The organism is Brunnivagina elsteri CCALA 953 (assembly GCF_002289455.1).
Classification (GTDB): Bacteria; Cyanobacteriota; Cyanobacteriia; order Cyanobacteriales; family Nostocaceae; genus Brunnivagina; species Brunnivagina elsteri.
Map to the genome: position 1 here is coordinate 1 of NZ_NTFS01000437.1, position 5,224 is coordinate 5,224.

The 5,224-nt window shown below is 38.6% G+C and carries 10 protein-coding genes; 3 read left to right on the forward strand and 7 right to left on the reverse strand.

What is annotated here, in order from left to right; translation table 11 throughout:
• Positions 1-3: 3 nt before the first annotated feature.
• Positions 4-939 carry a type III-B CRISPR-associated protein Cas10/Cmr2 gene (locus tag CK510_RS25820; protein WP_095724398.1) on the reverse strand — a complete coding sequence of 312 codons (936 nt, stop codon included), beginning with the start codon at positions 937-939 and terminating at the stop codon, positions 4-6.
• A gap of 389 nt (positions 940-1,328) precedes the next feature.
• On the opposite strand from CK510_RS25820, the gene CK510_RS31235 reads away from it, so the two are divergent.
• Positions 1,329-1,631 (forward strand): hypothetical protein, encoded by a 303-nt coding sequence (locus CK510_RS31235; RefSeq protein ID WP_143289443.1) that lies wholly within the window; start codon positions 1,329-1,331, stop codon positions 1,629-1,631.
• 159 nt (positions 1,632-1,790) lie between these two features.
• On the opposite strand, the gene CK510_RS25825 is transcribed toward CK510_RS31235, so the two are convergent.
• Complete coding sequence (locus tag CK510_RS25825) at positions 1,791-2,210, reverse strand: type II toxin-antitoxin system VapC family toxin (RefSeq protein WP_095724399.1); 420 nt, start codon at positions 2,208-2,210, stop codon at positions 1,791-1,793.
• Positions 2,207-2,491 (reverse strand): hypothetical protein, encoded by a 285-nt coding sequence (locus tag CK510_RS25830; RefSeq protein WP_095724400.1) that lies wholly within the window; start codon positions 2,489-2,491, stop codon positions 2,207-2,209. The genes CK510_RS25825 and CK510_RS25830 overlap by 4 nt, the downstream gene beginning before the upstream one ends.
• Between CK510_RS25830 and CK510_RS32045 the strand changes: the two genes are divergently transcribed.
• Positions 2,478-2,618, forward strand: a complete 141-nt coding sequence (locus CK510_RS32045) for a hypothetical protein (RefSeq protein ID WP_158224965.1) — start codon at positions 2,478-2,480, stop codon at positions 2,616-2,618. The two genes, CK510_RS25830 and CK510_RS32045, sit on opposite strands and share 14 nt — an antisense overlap.
• A gap of 41 nt (positions 2,619-2,659) precedes the next feature.
• On the opposite strand, the gene CK510_RS25835 is transcribed toward CK510_RS32045, so the two are convergent.
• Genes CK510_RS25835 through CK510_RS34475 form a run of 3 tightly spaced genes read right to left on the reverse strand, consistent with a single transcriptional unit; the run spans position 2,660 to position 3,419 of the window.
• Positions 2,660-2,983, reverse strand: coding sequence for a XisI protein (locus CK510_RS25835; protein ID WP_095724401.1), 324 nt, complete (start codon positions 2,981-2,983; stop codon positions 2,660-2,662).
• On the reverse strand, positions 2,971-3,309 hold the full coding sequence (locus CK510_RS25840) for an element excision factor XisH family protein (protein WP_245912438.1): 339 nt from the start codon (positions 3,307-3,309) through the stop codon (positions 2,971-2,973). The genes CK510_RS25835 and CK510_RS25840 overlap by 13 nt, the downstream gene beginning before the upstream one ends.
• Complete coding sequence (locus tag CK510_RS34475; protein WP_373695830.1) at positions 3,279-3,419, reverse strand: element excision factor XisH family protein; 141 nt, start codon at positions 3,417-3,419, stop codon at positions 3,279-3,281. Before CK510_RS34475 ends, CK510_RS25840 begins: the two co-directional genes overlap by 31 nt.
• A 107-nt stretch (positions 3,420-3,526) precedes the next feature.
• Between CK510_RS34475 and CK510_RS25845 the strand changes: the two genes are divergently transcribed.
• Positions 3,527-3,997, forward strand: a complete 471-nt coding sequence (locus CK510_RS25845; RefSeq protein ID WP_143289444.1) for a hypothetical protein — start codon at positions 3,527-3,529, stop codon at positions 3,995-3,997.
• A 665-nt stretch (positions 3,998-4,662) separates the two neighbouring features.
• On the opposite strand, the gene cas2 is transcribed toward CK510_RS25845, so the two are convergent.
• A complete protein-coding gene (gene cas2, locus CK510_RS25850; protein WP_095724403.1) occupies positions 4,663-4,944 on the reverse strand; it encodes a CRISPR-associated endonuclease Cas2, Ssr7093 family in 282 nt (93 codons plus the stop codon).
• Between the last annotated feature and the right edge of the window lie 280 nt (positions 4,945-5,224).

Consider the following 5,224-nt stretch of genomic DNA (forward strand, 5'->3'; position numbering starts at 1 on the left):
TAGTTATGAAAAATGCACCTCTTTTATCCTGACATGCTTTGTACTCATTTTTGTAATTAATTCTGTCCGGCTACTTACCCCGAAGTATTGATGGGATACAATTAAAGGTTGTTGAAACAAACTCGGATATAGAAAACTATCGGGACCATATTTTAAGGCTAATTGAAAACAAGTTTTTGCCGCAATATAGTGCAGAATCCACGAACCAGCCCAAAAATCGCGGATTTTCCGACTTGCTTTAATTAATTCCTGTACAGGAGTAAAGGTAAATGTGACTAAATAGGGATGGGAAAATTCTTTTCCAGATTTCCAACGCTCTAAATCATCGTTGGTGGCATCATAACCCGTCAATGCTCCCGCAAGTGCTGCTGTGATACTTGCATGACTCCAAATTGAACTGTCGGGAAGTCGGGTTTCTGCTGGCATTAGCATTAAAGTATCATCGTTAAATAACTCAAATACCGCTTCTGGTAAGCATCTCCACAACCACCAAAATACCTGTTTTTCATCATTACGGATAGCTGGAGGAATTAAATCTACCAGTTGGTTCTCTTTTTGAGTTAGGTACTGAAGCCTATCTTTTGATACTAGTGTGTCGTGTTCGGATATACGAAAATTTAATGTTGCACCCGAAAGCAGGTGTTTTATTTCCAAGCCGTTTTGGTCATAATTTACACAGCTAGCAATACTACCAATTGCACCTCTGTCGCTAGCTGATGCAATGTAGTCGGCAAGTTTTATTTGCTTGAAAAGTTTGCCTCCAGACTCTTCTGGGTTCCAATTATTTTCTACCCAGTCCTGCATGACATCTAGTTGCTGCCAAAAACTGTTACCTCCACGTCCTGTATTATTATGTAGAGCCTTTAAGATCGGATCATGGAGAAGACCCCAGATTTTCGACTGCCAGAAGACTTTCGCTTGAAAATATACATTTGACACGAGTTACATTCCTTACACCGTGACTGCATTGCAGTGTAACAAATATTTGCTGCGTGTTGCCACTATTAGAAAATATTGAGTTTTATTTTCTTTAACGGCTAAATATAGTGATTTATCGACGTTTAGAGTGGTTTGTGAATTATAATAGAATATTTTCTTTTTTATTGACATATTTTGAGTCATTGCGCGATCGCACAAACTCCGCATCTGAATTTTATTCCTCAGTTCCCTAAATCATCATGCGTTAGCGTTCCCGCAGGGTAGCTATCCGCAGGAATCCCATGATTCAACCAAAGTCTCATTTTCGATATTGGAAGTAGTTATTGCATCATTAAAAACGCGATCGCATGATTCAACCGAAGTCTAATTTTCGATATTGGAAGTAGTTATTGCACCATCAAAACGCGATCGCACGATTCAACCGAAGTCTAATTTTCGATATTGGAAGTAGTTATTGCACCATCAAAAGCGCGATCGCACGATTCAACCAAAGCTTAATTTTCGATATTGGAAGTAGTTATTGCACCATCAAAAGCGCGATCGCACGATTCAACCAAAGCTTAATTTTCGATATTGGAAGTAGTTATTGCACCATCAAAAGCGCGATCGCACGATTCAACCAAAGCTTAATTTTCGATATTGGAAGTAGTTACGTAAAGCCAATGCGATCGCACTATTCCCTAGTCTCCTAAATCATCATGCGTTAGCGTTCCCGTAGGGTAGCTATACTATTAATGGTTAAAAATCGACTTTTCCTTAAACAAAAACTGAGATTCTTAAGCCTCTCCCCTTACTAAGGGGAGAGGTTGGAGAGGGGTTTTATATTAGTCAACCTTTAATGCATTCGCAGTCTAACTAGAATCTGTTAATTCCTGAATCAACTGCTGAGGAGTCAGAATTCGCGGGGTAGTTACTGGAAAATCACGACTGTTGCGAGTGATAATTGCATCAAAATTATTTAGTACCGCAGTGCTGTATTTAATCGTATCTTCAAAATCTCTAAAATTTACACTGAGTGCCATATTAATTGTGTTTCTATCTACCGTTGCAGGTTGACATAAAGTGACAATTTCTCGTAAAAATTCTAATGCTAAATCTCGACCTTTGGCTTTGCGGATAATATAGTAAAGGTCGCCAAATGAAGATGCACAAATATAGCCTTCAATTTGTCCCTGTTCCACAAATGATAGAATTGTTTCGCTATCATCAAAAAATGGTTGCCGTTCAAGTGCAACGTCTAAAATGATGTTTGTGTCAAGCAACACTTTCACAAGTTATGTTTCTCCTTCAAGGCTTCCCATCTTGCTTGATCTGGATCAAAATCAGTAGAGGTAGGTTGTGTCTTTTCAAACCAACCTTGTAAAGCTTTGATTTTCGTTCTTCTCTTTGGTGTTTCTGGTTGTAGTTCTTTTGTATTGTCTGGGATACCTGTCATCATCTGGGGAGATAGCAAAACAATCACTTCCACATCCCCAGGTGGCATTTGAATGGGTTCGGTAATAACTAAGTTCCCAGTCGCGTCGATTTTTCCCTTGAGTTTGTATGCTTGCATAATTATTGCTCATATTACTCTACTTCTAGAATATCTTGCACTGAACGAATTTGGACATGAGTGCGAAGTAAGTCGATCGCACAAACCCAGCATCATCAAAAAATACCGGATTGCGATCGCTGCTTGACACTAATCAATTATTAATAGTAGTGAATCTATTGATTGATTTTAAGCCGAAATTCGATTATCTTCCTGGGAAGCAAAAGCTAGAATAATATCTTCTTCAGCGATACCTCTATCAATTAAGTTTTGATTAATTCCTGATTCCATTCCATCGTACTCAATGACAACTTTTTCTCCCGACAAAGTTAAGTAAATCAAATTACCCCTAATACGTTTTCCTTTATCCCATCCTATTTGCATCAAGCTATATCTATCTTGAGATTCATCAAAAATAGTATCCAGTCGAATTTCACCATGTGATGGTTGTAGTTTTGAGTATTGAGTAATCACTTCCTTAACTATTTGACGATAACTGTTTAATTTATCCATTTTGTTATTTCAACCTCTTGTAAATTTATAATAATCATTTTTAATGGTAGCTCGTTGATGACAAGCTCGCCTATTGGCTCTTGAAAAAAGTTTTCATAAACTGTATCGCTAATCGCTAAATAAATATCACGTCCTGGGTCTACTTTATGTAAAAGTAATTGATATAAAATATACTGCCCAATCGCTTGCTCTAAGTCTCTAATTATAGATTTAGCCCCAAGCACCTTTATCTCTATTGCAATACGTCTATTGTTTTTTTCAGCCCCAATAAAGCCACCTTCGATACTATTATCTGCTATTTTGCTTGCTCCAAGGTCAACAAACAAAAATCTCTCCCCATAAGATATGACATAGGGGTATCAGTATCTTTTATTATCCAGCCATCTTTAGTCAGTGCTTGCTTAACGATTTCATGGATTGCGTCTCTTGGTGGCACTTACATTTTCCCCGCACAGGTTATATTTAGTAAAAGTTCATAAATATATCACTCTCTTTCTAGAATATCTTGCGCTGGCTAAATTGCTTTGAGTAATCACGCGAAGCTTGCACCATCAAAAACGCGATCGCACTCCCAAATCAAAAATACGATCGCACTCCCAAATCAAAAATACGATCGCACTCCCAAATCAAAAATACGATCGCACTCCCAAATCAAAAACGCGATCGCACTCCCAAATCAAAAATACGATCGCACTCCCAATCAAATCAAAAACGCGATCGCACTCCCAGTTCAATCAAAAACGCGATCGCACTCCCAATCAAATCAAAAACGCGATCGCATTCCCAGTTCAATCAAAAACGCGATCGCATTCCCAGTTCAATCAAAAATGCGATCGCATTCCCAGTTCAATCAAAAACGCGATCGCACTCCCAATCAAATCAAAAACGCGATCGCACTCCCAGTTCAATCAAAAATACGATCGCACTCCCAATCAAATCAAAAACGCGATCGCACGATTCAACCAAAGTCTAATTTTCGATCTGGGAAGTAGTTATGTAAAGCCACTGCGATAGCTTGCGCTGACTTGTCAGTTCGCACAAACCCAGCATCCGAAGATACTGAGTTTTTAAGCGCTTCATTTACGATCAATTAATACTAATCAATTATTTCCCCTCATAAAAGGAGACGTTAATGATTGCCCACCAGTGTTCCTTGATCAAAAAGGTTTCCAATCAATTATTTCCCCTCATAAAAGGAGACTGAAAGGAAAAGTTTACGTAACTTTCGTAGTAGAAAGTTTCCAATCAATTATTTCCCCTCATAAAAGGAGACTTAGAGGTATCCCGTCAAAAATATATAAACTTATCAACAAGTTTCCAATCAATTATTTCCCCTCATAAAAGGAGACCCTTTTCAACCCAGTCTGGGACGGTTAATAGTAGTTTCCAATCAATTATTTCCCCTCATAAAAGGAGACAGCTACTCCTACAATTAAACAGGAAAGAGAGTACGATACGGTGTTTCCAATCAATTATTTCCCCTCATAAAAGGAGACCCACTAATTTTAAACCCATACCCAGCAACCTGTCCAGAGGCAGTTTGCGAGGGGGTCTAAAATTCTCCTATCAAAACACCTAAAACCGATCAAACAAAACCTCCAAACCCTTACATAGCAAACAAGCGAGGGGGTCAACACAACAATCATCCTTTCAGCTATTTTTTGACCCCATCGCACTACTTAGATAATCACCGAACTAGGAAACGAAGTTATCGGAGGACTAACACCCCAAACTTCAACTTGCCCTAAAGTATGCTGCGACAACGGATAAAACCGCAAACTATCTTCCTCTAATTTTACAACCTTCCGCAGTCGCTTACATAGTTCCTTGAACTTGGCATGGGTTAGCTGACACTCAAAAACAGAATACTGTACCCGTTGCCCATACCCTTCAAGTAAATCGGATATTTTCTTGCGCCGTTTATTACAAGGAATATCATACGCCACAATATATAACAGCATTTTAGCAATTAACCTCTCTCTAAATCACTCTCCGAAGCGGAGAGTGACTTTGAAGGAATTATTTTCACCTTCAGATAATAGTTTTATTAACCCCTCTCCGCATCGGAGAGGGACAGGTTTAAGCGTCAGCGAAAAACCAGGGAGAGGTCTTTACCTAATTTGATAGGGTTGATATTGATAGCTAGGATTATAAACAAACTGCTTATAGAACCCATTTGGTATCTTTTATAATGTAGAAAAATCAAACTAAGAGATGAGGTAAATGTACTCAAGTAGCTTA

Excerpts from the sequence above, each read along its gene's own strand:
- CK510_RS25835 (WP_095724401.1), bottom strand. The coding sequence starts at position 2,983 with ATGGATAAATTAAACAGTTATCGTCAAATAGTTAAGGAAGTGATTACT.
- cas2 (WP_095724403.1), bottom strand. The coding sequence starts at position 4,944 with ATGCTGTTATATATTGTGGCGTATGATATTCCTTGTAATAAACGGCGC.
- CK510_RS25830 (WP_095724400.1), bottom strand. The coding sequence starts at position 2,491 with ATGCAAGCATACAAACTCAAGGGAAAAATCGACGCGACTGGGAACTTA.